Below are 16,266 nucleotides of genomic sequence, written 5' to 3'. Positions count from 1 at the left end.
TTTTATTGATTGCTTGTGAGTGTTACGTTATTGCGTGAAAAGTTGTGTAGCAGTGAGCCGCCGATAATACATACTATACCTGCCAGCAGCAGCCATTGTGTAGCAGGAAACCAGGTACGGCCCAGGAATAATATAGCCGATCCGGCCAGGCTTACATAAAAAGGCAGGTAGCCCTGTTGCCTGGCTTTACGGTATATTAAAAACAAATGCACCGCCAGAAACAGCATCATAACAGGCAACAGCCATTTCATATAAGGCAGTCGCGCCAGGCCAATGCTGCTGAACATACTCATATATACTGCCCAGCAAAGCGGACATTTAGGAAAAAAAGCAATGAATATGCTTAACAAAATGGCCGGAATACTTTTACCTGTTTTTTTAGTGGTAGTAAGCAATGCCTGCGGCGGTGCCGTTGTAGCAGGCTTGCTACAGCAACAATGTGTATTTTCTGTCAGCTGATTCATAGCAAAATGTATTCATGTTATGAAATAGTTATCTCGATTGCAGCACTGCATAAAAGGAGGCTACTACACCCGCAGGGCTGGTGCCACCATCGCCGTTAGGGTGGGGGATAGCGCGCGTAACACTACCTGTCAGGGCCGGAACCTGGTCAACACCATTAGGGATAGCAGGCACTACATAACACAGGTAGTCATATATCCAGGGTGCGCCACTTACTATACCACTGCCCTGAAACCACAAGGTGCCGGGAGCGCCTGGCTGGTAACCGCCTTTTAACGTAAGTTCCCAGCCAGTATCATAAATTTTACCGGTTAATGTGCCGTCAGATGCAGTTTCAATAACCAGGTTAGCACGACCAAATTCTAACGAGTCAAAATCTGCAGACAAGTCGGGGTTATTCAGCAGGCTGCGGTACGTCCATGTACCCGAAGCCGCTGTTACATAAGTGTTTGACATAATGAGTAATTAAGGTAGATATGAAAAAAGGTTCTTTACAGGTTATTAGCCAGCAGGATAATAGGGAGGTAAAATAGTATAAGGTGGTAATGGTGCAGCACGGTTATATATCATCAGATCAGCTACTTGTTGCGCCATATCTGCTCCATCATTCTTTTCAATCAGGTATAACGCGCCATCTATGCCCGAACTGATACCGGCAGTTGTTACAAACTGGCCATCTTCTACATAGCGCACATTCTTGATAATCTGAATTTCCGGATAATCTATATGAAACTGGTTAATGGCCATGTAATGGGTAGTGGCCTTTTTCCCATTTAATAAGCCTGATTTAGCTACGTGATAAATGCCCACACATACAGCAAGGATGGTAGCATTGTTGCCCGCCACGGTTTTTATCCAGTTCACTACTGCATCGGATGCTACTATAGGCACTCCGTTGGCATTCAGCTGACCGGGTATAATCACAATGTCCGGCGTGGGATGCTCGCTGGTAAAAGCATACTTAGGCACAATGGTTACAATGCCGCCTTCACTGCCAACAGCATCGGGGGTTTCGGCAATGGTAAAAATGTTGTAACGGTTGTTGGTAAACAGGCTGGCGTGGTAAAATACATCTACCGGCCCATTCATATCAACAAGTTCTACGCCGTCGTAAATAAGAACGGCAACATTCAGGGGGGAGCTGCTCATTATTGTTTTTTTATGCAGGTGAAAGCCATAGCAAGGCCATGCACCCTTGTTAGTAAATGAAAGGATGGTGTACTACAGGAAAAACACCTGTAGTAGTATGATTATTTGTTAATAAGTTAGTGTGCTAAAAGATGTAAGCGTCCTGTTATGGCAAGGCTAAATGTGCCATTGGGCATAGGCAATAAGTGTGTTTTTGTAGCAGGCATACATACTGTTTAAGGTGTTGTAAAAATAGTCCTTCTATATAACTGTCCAATACCGGAAAACCGGCATTCTCATTGCGTTTTCAATGTTTAATCAATGGTGTGGAGCAAGGATAATGGCAACTGCGTGCAGAAGACTTATAGAAATAAGAATGGAAATAAATTCTTATATGCGTTTGCTCGCCACATGAGTACGTTTACTAAAATTTATATTGTTTTTCCAAATTAATTGTTATCTTGTATTCAATAACCAATTACAGTATGTAGTTGAAACACCCAAAGCTCATCGCTTTTTCTTCCCCGGAAAAAGTAATTGAAAAACATAAAGCAACGACTGACAGGAATTTATCGAAAGACTACTGAAACCTTTTATAAAGGCTTCGACGATGTAATAGCCATACCCAATCCCACGGCCCTGATGCCGGTTCAATACACTTTTTTTCTTTGGTACAGGCAAGTTGGGTCTTGCACTAGCGATAGCTATGTTCATCGCTTTGCAAAACAGCCCCACCTACCATATTATTGTAAACACCAGAAAAGCAGAACACTAACCATCATCTTTTCATACCCCTTATTTTCAGAACTTATGGACAACTTTCAGCAAGGCTGGCGTGTGATATACACCAAATCGCGCCACGAGAAAAAAGTAGCCACCCAGTTACAGGACTTATCACTGGATGCTTATTTACCCTGTGTTAAAAAGCTGCATCACTGGTGCGATAGAAAGAAGATCATTGATGCGCCCTTGTTTCCTTCGTATGTGTTTGTGCATCTGAAACACCAGCAACATTATTTTAAAAGTCTGGGGGTGGAAGGCGTACTTAGCTATGTAAAAGTAGGCAAGGAGATAGCGAAGGTAAGCGACTCTGTGATTAACAGTATTCAACTGGTAGTAGGCAAAGGCAGCGACCTGGAGGTGTGCGACGACTACTTACGGCCTGGAAAAACACTGTGCATTAAAGACGGGCCTTTTACCGGCTTTACCTGTGAAGTAGTAGAATACAAAGGCAAACAAAAGATTGTTGTACGGGTGGCCCTACTGCAACGCAGCATTCTGTTGAATTTATCTTCCGACATTCTGATGGAAGAACAGGCAACACTACAAATGGCTTATTAATACCGCATTCTCACATACTATCATAAAACCATTTATTCGGCAACGAACATCTCAAAAAATGTAATCTCATGCCTGCACAATTATCTTACCCGGGCGTATACATAGAAGAGTTATCCAGTGGTGTAAGAACCATTACCGGGGTAGCTACTTCCGTTACCGCCTTTATAGGCCGTGCACTCAGCGGGCCTGTTAACGAACCTGTGTTAATTAACAACTACGGCGATTATGAACGCCGGTTTGGCGGCTTATGGATTGACAGTACGTTAAGTTACGCCGTACAGGATTTTTACCTGAATGGTGGCAGCCAGGCTATTATTGTTCGGGTGGCCTTAGGAACCAAGCCCGCTAAAATTGCGGTGCCGGGTACGTATAGCCCTATGGGCGATTTCTTAAACCTGTTTGCCAGCAGTGATGGCGCCTGGGGCAATACATTAACGGTGACCATTGATCATAACACGGCCGATCCAACTGCGCCGCCACATTCACCGGCAGGCAGTGAGCTTACGAATTTTAACCTGGTATTATATGCCAATGGCGTTAAAGTAGAAGAATACCGCAACGTATCGCTATCGGCCAATGACACCCGTTTTCTGCCCCGCGTGCTGGAACTAAGCTCTACCCGCATTACAGTGGAAAAAGATGCCAATGGCAACTGGGTATTGCCTGCTGTTACCCGCCCGGCAGTAACACCGTTTCCCATACAGGGCATTGACGGATCGGACGGCAGCACACCAGACACTGCTACCTACAGCGGCAGTGAAGCCAATAAAACAGGCTTATATGCGCTGTTAAAAACAGATTTATTCAACCTGTTATCCATACCACCACCCACCCGTGCAGGCAACACTGCCGCCAGCGTATATCAGGCAGCCTTGCAACTGTGTGCTCTGAAAAGAGCCTTTTTGCTGGTAGATCCACCGGCAGAATGGGCAGCCAATGCTGTTACAGCCGTATCACAGGCAGTGAGTGGTTTACCTGCTTTAAACTTATCGGGCACCATAGCGCGTAATGCCGCTATTTATTATCCCCGTGTAAGAAAGCCCGATCCATTAAGAGAAAATCAGATTGACACATTTGTGCCTTCCGGTATTATTGCGGGCTTAATATCACAAACCGATACCAACCGTGGTGTGTGGAAATCGCCCGCTGGTATTGACGTAGCATTGAATGGCATACAAGGTTTGCAAGCCAATTTAAACGACCTGGAAAACGGTACCCTCAACCAGTTGGGCATAAACTGCCTGCGTGCTTTTCCGGTTACAGGCAGGGTAGTTTGGGGCGCACGCACGTTACGCGGGGCCGACCAGCTGGCAGATGAATACAAATACATTGCTGTACGCCGCACGGCCTTATTCCTGGAAGAAAGTTTATACCGTGGTACCCAATGGGTGGTGTTTGAACCCAATGACGAATCGTTATGGGCACAGATACGCTTAAACATTGGCGCCTTTATGCAAAACCTGTTCCGGCAGGGCGCTTTCCAGGGTAAAACACCTAAAGAAGCTTACCTGGTGAAATGCGATAAAGAAACCACTACACAGGATGATATTAATCGCGGCGTGGTAAATATACTGGTGGCATTTGCCCCGTTAAAACCCGCTGAGTTTGTGGTGATTCAAATACAACAATTGGCTGGTCAAACTGAAAACTAATTTTATATGGCACAGTTTACTGTAAACGCGCAACGCTTCGATCCTTATAAAAATTTCAAATTCCGTGTAAAATGGGATGGCCGCTATGTAGCGGGAGTGAGCAAAGTAGGCGGCTTAAAGAAAACCACCGAGGTAGTAAAACACCGCGAAGGTGGCGACCCCAGCAGTAGCCGCAAATCTCCGGGCCGTACCGAGTTTGATGCTATTACACTGGAACGTGGCGTTACCCATGATATTGAATTTGAAAGATGGGCTAACAAGGTGTGGAACTTCGGCTCTGGTTTGGGTGCAGAAGTGTCGTTAAAAGACTTTAGAAAAGATATTACCATAGAATTATACAACGAAGCAGGCCAGCTGGTGATACTGTATAAAGTATACCGTTGCTGGGTAAGCGAATTTCAGGCCCTGCCCGATTTAGATGCCAATGCCAACGCAGTGGCCCTGCAGCATATTAAGCTGGAGAACGAAGGCTGGGAGCGTGACTACTCCATTGCAGAACCCGGCGAACCTTCTTTTGTAGAACCCTGATAATTAGCGCACATGCGCCCTCTTACCACTACAGAGCTATTACAGGTGTGGGAAAACGGCCTGCACCAATCGCTTACCGAGCGTAGTTTGCATTTGCTATGCGTGGCCTGTGGTATGCAAAACATACAACAGGCTGCCCGGTTAAGCATAGGCACACGCGACGCCTGCCTGCTGCAACTGCGGCAATGGATGTTTGGCAACAGGTTGCTGAACATGGCCCATTGTCCGCATTGCCGTCAACAGGTAGAGTGGGAGCAGCCCGTGCATACCCTGCAGGTACAAAACATGGTGTGGGAACCACTGGAATATGCCGCCGAAAAAGAGGGCTATTCTATTCGCTTTCGCCTGCCGCAAACACAAGACATATGGCAGGTGCAGCACATTACCGAACCGGGAGAAGCTACGCTAAAAGTGTTACAGGCCTGTATTCAGGAAGCACTGTACCAAGGCCAGCCTTGCGCGATACAGCATTTACCTGGCGAAGTGGCAGAGCATATCATGCAACGCATGAGCGAAGCCGACCCGCAGGCGGATATTACCATGCAGCTGAATTGTCCGGCATGTGCAACACAATGGAATGCCGTATTTGACATTGCCAGTTTTTTATGGACAGAAATTCACCAGTGGAGCCTGCGTATGCTGCAGGAAATAGGTACCCTGGCAAAAGTCTTTAGCTGGAGCGAGCAGGATATTATGAACATGAGCGCCCAACGCAGGCGGCTATACCTGGAAATGGCATTAACATGAACACATTTATCAGCAATATTATTACACGTCATACACGGCCCGCTAACCAGGTTATTCCCCGGGTATTAGGCCGTTTTGAAACACCATCCTATTCCCCTCCACCACACGAGCATACGGAAGAGGGAACAAGCGCCCATCCTGCAACACAAACATATTTCACAGATACCGGTTTATATCCGTCCCCTTCCCAAGGCACAGAACCATCAGCATCATGGACGCATGCTAACGGCATACAAGCAGCAAACGCTATGCGCATGCCCGATACTGCAGCTATGGCGCAGGAATCATCGTTGGTGCCGCCGCAATCCCTGGCCGCTAAAGCCGGTAAGGTTGCGGCGGTGCATAACAATGCAGGCCTGATAAACGAGGGGCTGATACAAACCATGCCTGCTGCACAACCATTGGCCAGCACAGCGCCTGGCTATGTACAACCCACCACACACATACAGCCAACAGGGTTGCACCACCCGGCAAATGGCGAACAGGCAGCAGCCGGAACACAGCCTGTTACTGCACAACAGCAGCTGAACAGCTTGTTTCCAACTCCTTTGGCATCAATGCCCACCGAACAGGTGAGCCATAACCCTTATCATCCTTTTACCGAAAATATATTTGCGCCGGATGAGGTGGTAAGCAATACCACGCATAATGGCGTTCCCTATGTACTGCATCAGCAGCCAGCAGCATTACCGCTGCAAGCACTACCACAACAAAAGCAGGCCGGTGCTGCAACACCGCCTGCGCCCCCGAAATAAAAATAACCATAGGCAGGATAGAAGTAAGGGCTAACAACCCTGCTGCGCCTGTAAAAGCCACCTCCGCACAAAAAACGGTGATGTCGCTGGATGAATACCTGAAACAAAAGAAATGAGTAACGCTCTTGCTATAGCTGCTGTAACACAGGTGTTGAAAGACCTGTTGAACGACGGATTGATCAATAACGATGTAACCGGCTCGCTGGGTACTACCGTTACGGTTACCACCACCGCCCCGGACAGGGTAGACACTTCTGTTGCCGGCGAACAAAGTCAGCTGAACTTGTTTATGTACCAGGTATCGGTAAACAGTGGCTGGCGTAATCATAACCTGCCCTCGCATAATGCAGCCGGCGAACGCATCAATAATCCCCCGTTAGCGCTGGATCTGCATTACCTGCTTACCGCATATGGAGCAACAGACCTGCATCCCGAAATATTATTAGGCTATGGCATGCAGTTACTGCACGACCACCCCATATTAAGCAGGGAAGCTATCCGCAAATCATTACAGCCTGTATCCGGAGATAATTCTTTTTCCAACCTGCCATTATCGCTACGTTCGCTGGCATCCTCGAAGCTGGACGAACAGGTAGAGTTGTTAAAAATCACGCCGGAACAACTAAGTGCCGAAGAGTTATCTAAATTCTGGACAGCTTTTCAAAATAAATACAGGCCCACCGCAGCCTATAAGGTCACCGTGGTGCTGATAGAAAGTGAAAAATCTACCAAGGTAGGATTGCCGGTAAAAGAAAGAGGATTGTATGTAATGCCCTTTAATCAACCGGTTATCAAGGTGATTAAATCGCAGGTTACTGCAGGAGCACCTGTCAGCGATTCGCAACCCATACTACCGGGTTACCGGTTGGTGCTGGAAGGTACACAGCTGGCAGCGCAAGTGGTAAAACTACATATAGATGGTAAAGAGATAGCAGCAACGCCACAATGGTTAAGTGCCGGAACATTGGCCTTTACCCTGCCTGCTGATATCAGTGCCGGTGTGCATGGCGTACAGGTGAGCCACCCGGTGAACATGGGCAATCCACCCGTGTTACATGCAGGGGCCATTTCCACAGCCGAAGCATTTGTGCTGCATCCACAGTTAACCAATATACAAGTGAACAATGCGCAGGGAAGTGGCACACAGCCACGTAGCGCAGACATTACACTAAAAATAAATCCGGGTGTAGGCACTACACAAAAGGTACTGCTGTTGCTCAATGAAGTAGACAGCGGTGCTCCGGGCGTTACCTTACATGCCTATAGTTTTTCGTGGGCACAGGCTTCGCCGCCTGCTCCAGGCCCTTTTACTGATATAGTGATACCTATCCATAATGTTGCGGCAGGTGCTTACCTGGTGCGCATTCAGATAGATGGTGTGCAAAGTGTACTGGGCACAGATGGCAATGGTAAATACAACACTCCACAACTGGTGCTGGCATGATACAGGAACAAACAAGCTGGATAGAAGCCAATCAGCAATACCTGATGGCTAACGTACAATGCATACGGGAGCAGATACAGGTGTTTCAAAACGGCACCGATTCCAATAAACAAGGCTTGCTGCAAGCACAGGAAACTGTAGCGCATGCGCGGGCAAAGTTAACAGCACCGGCGCCTATAGATGTATTGACCGAATCACTGATGCTGAGCCATTTTGAAAGGGAAGTGATCCTGCTATGTGCAGGCGTGGAGCTGGACAGTCAATTTGCAGGCATCATAGCCAACGTGCAGGGTACACCTGGTTATTACCTGCCCACCTTTGGCACTGCACTGGCGGCTTTGCCCCATGCACACTGGAGCGGTTTATCGCCCGACAGCGCTTTACGTTACTGGCGTTTGATAGAAGTAGGTAACGAGCAACTGATTACCAAAAGCGCCCTCAGGCTGGATGAACATATATTGCATTATCTCACCGGTGTAAAACTGCTGGACGCCCGTTTGCTGGGCCTGGTATCACCATTAACCTGTAAGGCTCCGTTGGTGGCTTCCCATCAACATATTGCAGATCAGATGTTACATATTTGCACCGGAACAACTGCAGGCAATGCCTTACCCTTGTTACTGGTAAAAGGAGATAATGAAACAGATAAAGAGCAGTTGTGTGCCTATGTAGCTGCCAGCCTGGGCTTTGCATTATACAGTATATCCGTACATGCCATACCCGGTACGTTAAAAGAAATGCAGGATCTGGTGCGCATCTGGAACCGCGAAGCCGCTATTTGTCAATATGCATTGTATGTAGATTACACAGGACTGGACACCAACGATAAACATAAGATGCAGATCATGCATCATTTTTTAGACAGTTTGCCCGGGTTTGTAATAGTAGGTTGTTCGCACACAGCACCACGTATTAAACGACAGATGGTGTCATTTGAAATAGAAAAACCTACTGCGAATGAACAATACCACCTCTGGCTGCAACAACTGGGCGAAGGAGGAATAAGGCTGAATGGTCAATTACATGCGATTACCGCGCAATTTGATTTATCGGCTGCTACTATACGCGCGGCCGGAGCTACCACCACACAACACCTGGAAACCGACACCACCGGCTATATAGAAGCCGATGCCATGGCCGGGTTGCTCTGGAAAAATTGTTGTGTACACACGCGCCCGCAGGTAGATGAACTGGCACAACGCATTACCGCTAAAGCCAGCTGGGACGACCTGGTGCTGCCACCATCGCAAAAAGAGATGTTATGGGAAATGACCTTGCAGGTGCATCAACGCAACAAAGTATATAACGAATGGGGCTTTGGCGCTAAAAGTTCGCGGGGGCTGGGCATATGTGGCCTGTTTGCAGGCGAAAGCGGCACCGGCAAAACCATGGCAGCAGAAGTGCTGGCCAATACCCTGAAACTGGATTTATACCGCATTGATTTAAGCCAGGTAGTGAACAAATACATTGGAGAAACCGAAAAGAATCTGAAACGCATTTTTGATGCAGCAGAAGAAGGCGGAGCGATATTGTTGTTTGACGAAGCCGATGCCTTATTTGGCAAAAGAAGTGATGTAAAAGACAGCCACGACAGGTATGCCAATATGGAAGTAAGCTACCTGCTGCAACGTATGGAAGCTTACCGTGGCCTGGCTATATTAACTACCAATTTAAAAACCAGCATGGATAAGGCCTGGATACGCCGCATCCGTTTTATTATACAATTCCCTTTTCCCGATTTTGTGCAACGCGCTGCTATCTGGCGCAGGGTGTTTCCGGAAGAAACACCGTTGCAGGACATAGATACCGAAAGGCTGGCTAAGCTCAATATTGCCGGGGGTAACATCCGGAATATTGCATTAAACGCCGCATTTGTTGCAGCAGGCGAGGGGTGTGCAGTAAACATGAAACATATTATGCAGGCCGCCCGCAGTGAATATGCGAAACTGGAAAAAGCATTTACCAATATATAATTTTTCCTATGGATAATCCTGTTAGTGTGCATATTGAAGAACTGGTGTTGCACGGCTTTCACCCTGCAGATAAAAAACGTATCGGTGTTGCCGTGCAAAAAGAGCTTACCCGTTTGTTTCGTGTGCAGGGCATACCACCCGCTTTTTATAATGGCGGCAGTGTGCCGGCATGGCAGGCAGCAGCAACAACGCTTACCCCAGGCATGCCGCCACGCAAAGCAGGGCGGCAGATTGCACAATCGGTATATGCCGGTTTTAATTCCTCTACTCCTTAAACATCCATCAATAGTATGTCATCATTTCCCGGATCGCCACACCTGGTAAAAGGAGGGCTTGTACAAATTAATGCCAGCACTGCAAAAGTGGAGCGCATCATTACGTTACAGTACAACCCCGATAGCCTTACCCGGTCGCTGCAGCCACAAACCATTACCGGAGAAGGGCAAGACCGTTCACAGGCATTGCGTTTATTAGGCCCTCCGGTAGAAACCATTAAACTGGAAGCGGAAATTGATGCAGCGGATTATATGGAATCGGCAGGCAACACCGTGGCCAGCGTAGGCATACAACCTCAGCTGGCTGCCCTGGAAATGATCATTTACCCATCCAGCGCTGCTATGCTTACCAATAACATGTTATCCAACCTGGGCACCCTGGAAATATTCCCCATGGAAAGCCCTTTAACCTTGTTTATCTGGAACAAGCATCGCATTATCCCTGTTCGTTTTACCGATTATAGTGTTACTGAAGAAGCCTTTGATGTAAACCTTAATCCCTTGCGCGCCAAAGTAAGCATAGGCATGCGCGTGTTAAGTGTAGACGACCTGGGTTTTGATCATAAAGGAGGTAGCCTGTTTATGTGCTACCAGCAGAATAAAGAAAAGCTGGCTGGCATGTTTGCTTCGGGCAGTTTACAACAACTTGGCATAAACGCAATACCATGATGGATCAGTTACAAGCTTTATTACAAGGCGCTAACCGGCCGGTGAACAGCCTGCCGGTAACCAGTCGCTATTACAATGTGGGCAACTCCACTATAGAAGATGAAAACGGCAGGAACATCATATACCTGCGCCGCCGCTTTATACAGGCACCGGAAAAATATACCGTACTGCAAGAATATACCGTGAAGGAGGGCGACCGCCTGGATAATATCGCCGCTTCGTTTATAGGGGATGCTACCCAGTTCTGGCAGCTGGCCGATGCCAACAATGTGATGAAACCCGAAGAGATGGCGGTAGCGGGTAACAAAATAAATATTACACAACCTGCCGGCAGTGCAGGATTCTGATATGCTGAAAGGAAACATACATCTTACGCTGCTAATGGGGCCAGTGGTACCTGTTCCGGTACCTAAACCGGTAGTGGATGCCTTGACCAAGGTAGAAGTAACGGCAGCAGCCGGCGAACCCGGGGGCTTTCAGCTTACGTTCACCTTTAGCGCCAAAGGCCCTTTAAGCACTTTGCTGATGCTGCTGGGCCAGGTAGGGCCGTTTATACGCACCGTGGTAGTAGCCACGGTAAACGGAGTACCACACGTGCTGGCCGATGGCATGGTAGTGAATCACCAGTTATCGCCCAATGTACAAACCGGCTTAAGCACGTTTGTGGTTACCGGATCGGATTTAACCAGCGTAATGAGCTACTTCGATTTTACGGGTATACCTTATCCCTGTATGCCCGCCGAAGCAAGGGTCGCATTGATACTGGCTAAATATGCCGTTCTGGGCATCGTGCCATTGGTAATACCCAGCCTGTTTATGGATGTGCCTATACCGGTATCGCGTATTCCGGTGCACCAGGGTAAAGACCTGGATTACATTAACGAACTGGCCCGCGAGGTAGGGTATGTGTTTTATATAGAACCGGGGCCTGCACCAGGCATGAACATTGCCTATTGGGGCCCTGAAATAAAAGTAGGCATTCCGCAACCGGCCCTGAACATTAACATGGATGCGCACACCAATGTAGAAACGCTCAACTTTAGTTTCGATGGCTCGCACAAGGCCATACCTATTGTGTTTATACAAAACGAAGAAACGCGTGCACCCATTCCCATTCCTATACCCGATATCAGCCCGTTAAATCCACCTTTAGGCATTATACCGCCAATACCGGTGAACTTTCCGGTAATGCACAATACTGCGCACCTGAACCCCATACAGGCCGTAGCGCTGGGACTGGCAGAAGCATCCCGTACATCAGATGCTGTAACAGGTACCGGCTCACTGGATGTAGTAAGGTATGGACGTATACTAAAGGCCCGGGGACTGGTAGGCGTAAGAGGAGCAGGGGAAGCATTTGATGGTTTATACTTTGTAAAGAAGGTGACACATAAAATAGAAAAAGGAAAATATAAGCAGGATTTTACTTTAACGCGCAATGGTTTACTATCTACAGTGCCGCTAGTGCCTTCCTGATAAATGGTATGCTATGAGTAATGAAACCAATAAGAAAAAGTATTACGGAAAACACCGTGGCATGGTATTGAATAATGTTGACCCCTTAATGAAAGGCCGGTTAATGGTGCAGGTGCCCGATGTGCTGGGTTTGGGCATGAGCAGTTGGGCCTTGCCCTGCTTTCCTATGGCCGGTATGCAAATGGGTGTATATACCGTGCCTATTATAGGAGCAGGCGTATGGGTGGAATTTGAAGGGGGCGACCCTGATTATCCTATCTGGTGCGGCGGCTTCTTTGGCACTGCTGCCGAAGTGCCTGCACTGGCATTGGCCGGTTTACCTGTTTCCCCCAATATAGTGATGCAAACACAAGCGCAAAACACTTTAATGATAAGTGATTTACCAGGGCCTACCGGTGGCATTATGCTTAAAAGCACTACCGGGGCTTCTATCATAGTAAACGATACCGGCATTTATATTCAAAATGGCAAGGGGGCCAGTATTGTAATGGTAGGCCCCAGCACCACCATTAACGCCGGGGCGCTTACCGTTATCTGATTCCCTTCTACTGATCCTAATCTATTCCTTTATGCCAGGTTTTATAGTTCATGTGGGTGCAACAGTGATGTGCGCACACGCTGGTACCGCACAACCTACCACACCTATTCCACGGGTGCTGGTAAGCGGCATGCCGGTAGTGGGTATGCCATCGCCTTATGTAATAGCAGGCTGTCCGTTTATGATAGGCACTGCGCCCAGTCCCTGCGTAACGGCCCAATGGGTTACCGGGGCCACACGGGTACTGGCCAATGGGGTTCCCGTGCTGCTGCTCGATAGCCAGTCCGTTTGTGTACCCAATGGCACTCCTTTACTCATTGCAGCTACCCAAACAAGGGTAACGGCTATATAATACCTGTATGAATATTGCTTATCCTTTTGGCTTTGACAACCACGGTAAAACAGCAGAAGCCAGTAACGACCGGCACATACGCGACCTGATAGAGCAGGTGTTGTTTACTGCACCCGGTGAAAGAGTGAACCGGCCGGATTTTGGCAGTGGCCTGATGCAGCTGGTATTTCAGGGCAATGGCAATGAACTGGCTGCCACCACCCAGTTTCTGGTGCAGGGCGCTTTACAGGAATGGCTGGGAGATATTATACAGGTGAATGAAGTAAAAGTGATCAGCGACGATGCCACGCTGCAGGTAACCGTAGTGTATACCATACGCCGCACACAGGAAAAACAGGTTGCTCAATTTCTACGCTAACAATATTGTATGCATTATTACTGCTGTACCACTAACCGCCGCACACAGGTAAAACAACACCCTGTTATTAACGGTATTGATTTTCTGGAAGTACTGGATAACAAGAACGACCCTGTTACCATTCGCCAGAGAACATTGTACGTGCATTTTATTAAAGACATTGCACCAGGCAGTATTCAAAAGGAACAGGTGATCATTGAAGGAGGGGAGCGTATTACCAATATCAAAGTAATAAGCATTACCGAAGGCCTTATTACCATTCCGGCAACACCCGATGCTCAGAAAATCCTGGTAGTGCAGGTAGATGTAGCAGGCGATTACAGCACCTACACCTTACGCCTGGTACAGGATGTGGCCAGCAGTAATACACTGGCAGGGTACGACCCGGTGTTAAGCGCGGTAGATTTTTCTTTTAAAGTATTATGTCCTTCCGATTTTGATTGCCGGCAAACAACAGATTGCGGGGAAGCATCGGAAGCGGCTCCCGAAATAAATTACCTGGCAAAAGACTATGACAGCTTTCGCCAGCTGATGCTGGATCGCATGGCATTGTTAAGTCCCGGATGGACAGAACGCAATGCCGCAGACCTGGGTGTTACACTGGTAGAGCTATTGGCCTATGCCGGCGATTACCTCAGCTACCGGCAGGATTTTATTGCCACAGAAGCTTACCTGGGTACTGCCCGCAAAAGAGTATCGGTAAGGCGGCATGCCCGGTTGGTGGATTATTTTATGCACGACGGCTGTAATGCCCGCACCTGGGTACATATTGAAACAGGAGCAGGCGTAAATGGAATACTGTTGCAAAAGACCAATGCCTTTGGCATCACCCGGCTGCTTACCAAAAACAGCATTACCAACACACTGTTACACAGCAATAGTCCCGGGCTTGAAACCGCTTTAAACGATGGCGCTATTGTATTTGAATTAATGCACGATCTTCCCTTGTATTACCAGCACAACCAGATGCAGTTTTATACCTGGGGCGAAAGCGTGTGCTGGCTGTGCAAAGGAGCCACCAGCGCCACTTTACTGGGGCATTACCCACAGTTACAAAAAGGTATGGTGCTGATATTAACCGAAATGCTGGGGCCTGAAACCGGCGATGCTGCCGATGCCAACCCACTGCACCGTTACCCGGTATGTATCACCAGTGTGCAGCTGAAAACAGATCCTATTGGCAAGCCGTTAACCTCACCTTATACAGATACTTCCTTAGAGGTAACAGAAATTACCTGGGACGAAGCAGATGCTTTACCAGAGCCGCTTTGCATCTCTGCCAAAAACAATAAAGGCTCTTTTAATGATGTAAGCATAGTGCTGGGCAATAACCTGCTGGCCGATCATGGTTATACCATTACCGAACAATTACCCCGTACACCCGAAGCAGCTGATGCAGCAGGCACACTGGTAAGCACAGTTGTATCGGCCTGCACCTGCACCACACCCGAGCCGGCTACCTATGCGGCCCGGTATCAGCCTGTTATCAGCTATGGCCCGCTTACGCAGGCAGCCCCATTACCGCGCGACATAGTAAGCGCTGCTGCCTGCAGCAAATGGAGTATGCGCGATCCTTTACCTGCCATTGCCTTACATATTGCCGGCGAAACAGGTAGCTGGACACCAGCACGTGACCTGTTGCAAAGCAAACCGGAAGATAAAATGTTTGTAGCCGAAGTAGAAGAGGAGGGTACTACCAGCCTGCGCTTTGGCGATGATGCCAGTGGCAAACGTCCCGCGCCCGGTATACTGTTTAACGCTGCTTACCGTGTGGGTAACGGTCCTAAAGGCAATATAGGCGCCAATGTGTTTACTACATTGGTAAGTGACGATCCCGCTATCAGCAGTGATGCTTCGGTTATTCATAACCTGTGGAACCCGCTGCCAGGCTTTGGCGGCACAGAACCGGAAAGTATACAACTGGTAAAACAAAATGCACCGGTGGCTTTTCGCACACAGGAAAGAGCGGTAACCCAAGCGGATTATGAAGAGATGACCCGCCGTAGCAGTAACCTGGTACAGCGTAGTGCCGCAACCACCCGGTGGACAGGCAGCTGGCGCACCGTATTTGTAACGGTAGACCGCTTAGGCGGCGAGCAACCGGGAGACGACCTGCAGGTAAAATTGCGGCAAGACCTGGAGAAATACCGCCTGGCCGGATACGACCTGGAAATGAACACGCCGCTGTTTGTATCACTTGAATTGAAAATGCGGATATGTGTAAATAAAAATTATTTTTCCTCTGCTGTAAAAGCAGCCCTGCTCGAAACCTTTAGCAATAACCTGTTACCTAACGGGCGCAAAGGATTATTCCATGCAGATAATTTTACGTTTGGCCAAACCGTGTATTTAAGCCGTTTGTACGCTGCTGCTCAAAAGATAGCGGGCGTAGACTCCGTAAGCATACTCACTTTCCAGCGCCAGGGCCAGCCTTTAACCAGTGCACTGGCTTCGGGCAAGCTGGCTTTATCCCGCCTGGAAATAGCCAGGCTGGACAACGATCCTAATTTTCCTGAACGTGGCGTATTAACCCTGGACATGCAGGGCGGTCGCTAACTATTGTATCAT

Annotated in this window: 18 protein-coding genes; 15 read left to right on the top strand and 3 right to left on the bottom strand. The window is 48.2% G+C overall.

The window, feature by feature from the left end:
- Nucleotides 1-2: 2 nt before the first annotated feature.
- The 3 genes from FLA_RS12730 to FLA_RS12720 are packed head-to-tail and all read right to left on the bottom strand — an operon-like array spanning nt 3 to nt 1,611.
- Nucleotides 3-464 carry a hypothetical protein gene (locus FLA_RS12730; protein WP_076380893.1) on the bottom strand — a complete coding sequence of 154 codons (462 nt, stop codon included), beginning with the start codon at nt 462-464 and terminating at the stop codon, nt 3-5.
- Between the two features lie 28 nt (nt 465-492).
- Nucleotides 493-918 (bottom strand): hypothetical protein, encoded by a 426-nt coding sequence (locus FLA_RS12725; RefSeq protein ID WP_076380892.1) that lies wholly within the window; start codon nt 916-918, stop codon nt 493-495.
- A 45-nt stretch (nt 919-963) separates the two neighbouring features.
- Entirely contained in the window at nt 964-1,611 is a 648-nt protein-coding gene (locus FLA_RS12720) for a DJ-1/PfpI family protein (protein WP_076380890.1), read from the bottom strand.
- 789 nt (nt 1,612-2,400) lie between these two features.
- Here FLA_RS12720 and FLA_RS12715 point away from each other — a divergent pair.
- The 15 genes from FLA_RS12715 to FLA_RS12645 all read left to right on the top strand — a co-directional run bounded on the left by FLA_RS12715 (nt 2,401) and on the right by FLA_RS12645 (nt 16,254).
- Complete coding sequence (locus FLA_RS12715; protein ID WP_076380886.1) at nt 2,401-2,931, top strand: UpxY family transcription antiterminator; 531 nt, start codon at nt 2,401-2,403, stop codon at nt 2,929-2,931.
- Between the two features lie 68 nt (nt 2,932-2,999).
- Nucleotides 3,000-4,583, top strand: coding sequence for a phage tail sheath C-terminal domain-containing protein (locus tag FLA_RS12710; RefSeq protein ID WP_076380885.1), 1,584 nt, complete (start codon nt 3,000-3,002; stop codon nt 4,581-4,583).
- A gap of 6 nt (nt 4,584-4,589) precedes the next feature.
- A complete protein-coding gene (locus tag FLA_RS12705; protein WP_076380883.1) occupies nt 4,590-5,111 on the top strand; it encodes a phage tail protein in 522 nt (173 codons plus the stop codon).
- Between the two features lie 12 nt (nt 5,112-5,123).
- The gene (locus FLA_RS12700; RefSeq protein WP_076380881.1) at nt 5,124-5,858 is read left to right on the top strand and encodes a T4 family baseplate hub assembly chaperone; all 735 of its coding nucleotides are present in this window, start codon (nt 5,124-5,126) and stop codon (nt 5,856-5,858) included.
- Nucleotides 5,855-6,613: a hypothetical protein gene (locus tag FLA_RS12695; RefSeq protein ID WP_096510978.1), complete on the top strand. Its 759-nt coding sequence runs from the start codon at nt 5,855-5,857 to the stop codon at nt 6,611-6,613. Before FLA_RS12700 ends, FLA_RS12695 begins: the two co-directional genes overlap by 4 nt.
- Nucleotides 6,614-6,725: 112 nt before the next feature.
- Nucleotides 6,726-8,057, top strand: coding sequence for a DUF4255 domain-containing protein (locus FLA_RS12690; protein ID WP_076380877.1), 1,332 nt, complete (start codon nt 6,726-6,728; stop codon nt 8,055-8,057).
- Nucleotides 8,054-10,030 carry an ATP-binding protein gene (locus tag FLA_RS12685; RefSeq protein ID WP_096510976.1) on the top strand — a complete coding sequence of 659 codons (1,977 nt, stop codon included), beginning with the start codon at nt 8,054-8,056 and terminating at the stop codon, nt 10,028-10,030. Before FLA_RS12690 ends, FLA_RS12685 begins: the two co-directional genes overlap by 4 nt.
- Before the next feature lie 8 nt (nt 10,031-10,038).
- Complete coding sequence (locus FLA_RS12680; protein ID WP_076380876.1) at nt 10,039-10,305, top strand: hypothetical protein; 267 nt, start codon at nt 10,039-10,041, stop codon at nt 10,303-10,305.
- A 15-nt stretch (nt 10,306-10,320) separates the two neighbouring features.
- Nucleotides 10,321-10,974, top strand: a complete 654-nt coding sequence (locus FLA_RS12675) for a hypothetical protein (protein ID WP_076380874.1) — start codon at nt 10,321-10,323, stop codon at nt 10,972-10,974.
- Nucleotides 10,971-11,321, top strand: coding sequence for a LysM peptidoglycan-binding domain-containing protein (locus FLA_RS12670; protein WP_084206383.1), 351 nt, complete (start codon nt 10,971-10,973; stop codon nt 11,319-11,321). Before FLA_RS12675 ends, FLA_RS12670 begins: the two co-directional genes overlap by 4 nt.
- Nucleotides 11,308-12,450 (top strand): hypothetical protein, encoded by a 1,143-nt coding sequence (locus FLA_RS12665; protein WP_197705890.1) that lies wholly within the window; start codon nt 11,308-11,310, stop codon nt 12,448-12,450. The genes FLA_RS12670 and FLA_RS12665 overlap by 14 nt, the downstream gene beginning before the upstream one ends.
- Nucleotides 12,451-12,463: 13 nt before the next feature.
- Entirely contained in the window at nt 12,464-12,988 is a 525-nt protein-coding gene (locus tag FLA_RS12660) for a phage baseplate assembly protein V (RefSeq protein ID WP_076380871.1), read from the top strand.
- A 31-nt stretch (nt 12,989-13,019) separates the two neighbouring features.
- The gene (locus FLA_RS12655; RefSeq protein WP_076380869.1) at nt 13,020-13,340 is read left to right on the top strand and encodes a hypothetical protein; all 321 of its coding nucleotides are present in this window, start codon (nt 13,020-13,022) and stop codon (nt 13,338-13,340) included.
- A gap of 7 nt (nt 13,341-13,347) precedes the next feature.
- Nucleotides 13,348-13,698 (top strand): GPW/gp25 family protein, encoded by a 351-nt coding sequence (locus FLA_RS12650; RefSeq protein WP_076380868.1) that lies wholly within the window; start codon nt 13,348-13,350, stop codon nt 13,696-13,698.
- A gap of 9 nt (nt 13,699-13,707) precedes the next feature.
- On the top strand, nt 13,708-16,254 hold the full coding sequence (locus tag FLA_RS12645; protein ID WP_076380866.1) for a putative baseplate assembly protein: 2,547 nt from the start codon (nt 13,708-13,710) through the stop codon (nt 16,252-16,254).
- Nucleotides 16,255-16,266: the final 12 nt, after the last annotated feature.

The organism is Filimonas lacunae, assembly GCF_002355595.1.
Classification (GTDB): Bacteria; Bacteroidota; Bacteroidia; order Chitinophagales; family Chitinophagaceae; genus Filimonas; species Filimonas lacunae.
The sequence above is the reverse complement of the archived record's forward strand: the minus strand, read 5'-3'. Positions and strand labels throughout refer to the sequence as shown.

What these genes read in the sequence shown, in the direction of transcription:
- FLA_RS12670 (WP_084206383.1), top strand. Translation starts at nt 10,971, where the DNA reads ATGATGGATCAGTTACAAGCTTTATTACAAGGCGCTAACCGGCCGGTG.
- FLA_RS12655 (WP_076380869.1), top strand. Translation starts at nt 13,020, where the DNA reads ATGCCAGGTTTTATAGTTCATGTGGGTGCAACAGTGATGTGCGCACAC.
- FLA_RS12675 (WP_076380874.1), top strand. Translation starts at nt 10,321, where the DNA reads ATGTCATCATTTCCCGGATCGCCACACCTGGTAAAAGGAGGGCTTGTA.
- FLA_RS12645 (WP_076380866.1), top strand. Translation starts at nt 13,708, where the DNA reads ATGCATTATTACTGCTGTACCACTAACCGCCGCACACAGGTAAAACAA.
- FLA_RS12690 (WP_076380877.1), top strand. Translation starts at nt 6,726, where the DNA reads ATGAGTAACGCTCTTGCTATAGCTGCTGTAACACAGGTGTTGAAAGAC.
- FLA_RS12730 (WP_076380893.1), bottom strand. Translation starts at nt 464, where the DNA reads ATGAATCAGCTGACAGAAAATACACATTGTTGCTGTAGCAAGCCTGCT.
- FLA_RS12705 (WP_076380883.1), top strand. Translation starts at nt 4,590, where the DNA reads ATGGCACAGTTTACTGTAAACGCGCAACGCTTCGATCCTTATAAAAAT.
- FLA_RS12660 (WP_076380871.1), top strand. Translation starts at nt 12,464, where the DNA reads ATGAGTAATGAAACCAATAAGAAAAAGTATTACGGAAAACACCGTGGC.
- FLA_RS12695 (WP_096510978.1), top strand. Translation starts at nt 5,855, where the DNA reads ATGAACACATTTATCAGCAATATTATTACACGTCATACACGGCCCGCT.
- FLA_RS12650 (WP_076380868.1), top strand. Translation starts at nt 13,348, where the DNA reads ATGAATATTGCTTATCCTTTTGGCTTTGACAACCACGGTAAAACAGCA.
- FLA_RS12715 (WP_076380886.1), top strand. Translation starts at nt 2,401, where the DNA reads ATGGACAACTTTCAGCAAGGCTGGCGTGTGATATACACCAAATCGCGC.
- FLA_RS12700 (WP_076380881.1), top strand. Translation starts at nt 5,124, where the DNA reads ATGCGCCCTCTTACCACTACAGAGCTATTACAGGTGTGGGAAAACGGC.
- FLA_RS12680 (WP_076380876.1), top strand. Translation starts at nt 10,039, where the DNA reads ATGGATAATCCTGTTAGTGTGCATATTGAAGAACTGGTGTTGCACGGC.
- FLA_RS12710 (WP_076380885.1), top strand. Translation starts at nt 3,000, where the DNA reads ATGCCTGCACAATTATCTTACCCGGGCGTATACATAGAAGAGTTATCC.
- FLA_RS12685 (WP_096510976.1), top strand. Translation starts at nt 8,054, where the DNA reads ATGATACAGGAACAAACAAGCTGGATAGAAGCCAATCAGCAATACCTG.
- FLA_RS12725 (WP_076380892.1), bottom strand. Translation starts at nt 918, where the DNA reads ATGTCAAACACTTATGTAACAGCGGCTTCGGGTACATGGACGTACCGC.
- FLA_RS12720 (WP_076380890.1), bottom strand. Translation starts at nt 1,611, where the DNA reads ATGAGCAGCTCCCCCCTGAATGTTGCCGTTCTTATTTACGACGGCGTA.